This window comes from Moorena sp. SIO4A1 (assembly GCF_010672065.1).
Lineage (GTDB): Bacteria > Cyanobacteriota > Cyanobacteriia > Cyanobacteriales > Coleofasciculaceae > Moorena.
In genome coordinates this window covers 1-1,675 of sequence record NZ_JAAHHX010000555.1, presented here as the reverse complement: position 1 = coordinate 1,675, position 1,675 = coordinate 1, and the positions used below count along the sequence as shown (strand labels likewise).

Sequence of the window (1,675 nt, the reverse complement as noted above, 5' to 3'; positions counted from 1 at the left end):
TCTGCCTTATGCCTTATGCCTTCTGCCTTCTACATTCTTAATTCTACATTCTGCATTCTGACAGAAAACCTTCAACATTAAACCTCTCGACTATCGGTGGATTTTCTGGGTAAATCCTGAAGGTATTCTGGAAAATCTGCCATCGGCTGCAACTGCCTTAACGGTAACTCATTAGTTGTAACATTTTCCACAAATCCCAGCAGTTTTGCTTCTGTCAAGGAGTCATTCAGTTGCACCGCTATATAACCAATTCTGTCTTGCAAAACTTCTTCTGGGACGTAAACAAACTCGGCATCTGGTGAGACTGGTTTACATTCGAGCTTGCCATAATTTTTAACCACTAAATCCCCCACATCTAGGAATGTCTGCATGATCGAATTATGGCTATCACTAGAGTATAAATCAGTTTCAAATTCTAGACCCTGTAAATAATCATTAACTGCATACACCGCCAAGGTATTGAGATAAACCTGTTCGGCTTTTTCCAGATTAGATTGCTGTTGGCAACGCTTTTCTGCTAGCTGATGGGCTGCTTCTGGTAGTGTGACCATAAGTAGTATGAGTATAAGTTGACAGGCTGGTGTGGCTGAGCAATCTCTCTAGTTTAGCCTTATCAATCAATTATCAACTCTATGGGTAGTAGAATATAGATAGTAATAATTTAATTTAACCCCTACAGTTGATGTAGGTTTATGTATGGCTAAGATTAAGCAGCGATTTTTTTTATATCACTTTTAGCTCATTTAGTCTTCTATATATCTCTTGATTTCAGGTGCTAATTTTATAAGATTACGTTGAAAGAAGTTATTAAGCGATGAAATTTTAATTCCTAAACAATCCGATATCTCTTGCCATTTTTTTCCGTCGAGGTAGGCTAACCCTATCACTTGTAAGGTAGCTTCAGGATGGTTTTTTATATGTTTCTGCAAGAGCTTTTCTGGGTCTTCTTTAAAATAGGATCTGACCTGGTCATACAACGTCAGTTCTGTTTGCGGTTGTGCCACAGTCTCTAGGGTAAGCGATTCCCCAGTGTTCTCAGACAAGTGTGAGGAAAAAGGGAGAGAGGCTTTAGCCATCTCAAACACTAATGAATTTCCTTTTTTCCGGTCTTTTAGGATTAACTGGCACAACAAAAATAATACTATCAGAATTTTAGTAATATTACTGGCCTGGGTCTTGTCTGTAATCCGGCCTTTGATGGTTAGTGTTATCCAAACAATCACATGATCTAGTTTGGTGCTTTTAATCAGAGCGCTCAACTGATATTTAATTCTGACAATTTTGCCAGATTGAGCTTGGATAAATGGGTCAGTCAGGTCTTGTTGAGCCTTTTTTAACATCTTATCGAGGCGATAATTGACCCAGGCTATAAATTTTCCTTTTTCTCGATTGTAGTGATTGAGGTTTTGATAGACATAATACAATGTCCGATTCACAGCATCATCATAGACCTCAGGGGAAAATTTGCCTCGATGGTAAAGCTTACCAGAAAGCTTAATGGCATTGAGCAATTCCGTTAAGGCATAAAATCGCTCTGGGGTATTGAGTTGGTGTCGTTGTGCTTCTAGGGCTAGCTGCTGAAGACGACCCTCGTCGAGTACCTTTTTAAAGACACTATCTCGCCAAGAGGCCCACTCCTGATCAGAAGTAATTTGTAGATATCGGCTATCAATAG

At 39.3% G+C, this 1,675-nt stretch carries 1 protein-coding gene and 1 pseudogene; both read right to left on the bottom strand.

The window, feature by feature from the left end:
• Positions 1-77 precede the first annotated feature (77 nt).
• Positions 78-551 (bottom strand): DUF1822 family protein, encoded by a 474-nt coding sequence (locus tag F6K53_RS40570; protein WP_075902465.1) that lies wholly within the window; start codon positions 549-551, stop codon positions 78-80.
• 192 nt (positions 552-743) lie between these two features.
• Positions 744-1,675, bottom strand: a pseudogene (locus F6K53_RS40565) (hypothetical protein); the annotation flags it as partial.

What these genes read in the sequence shown, in the direction of transcription:
- F6K53_RS40570 (WP_075902465.1), bottom strand. Translation starts at nt 551, where the DNA reads ATGGTCACACTACCAGAAGCAGCCCATCAGCTAGCAGAAAAGCGTTGC.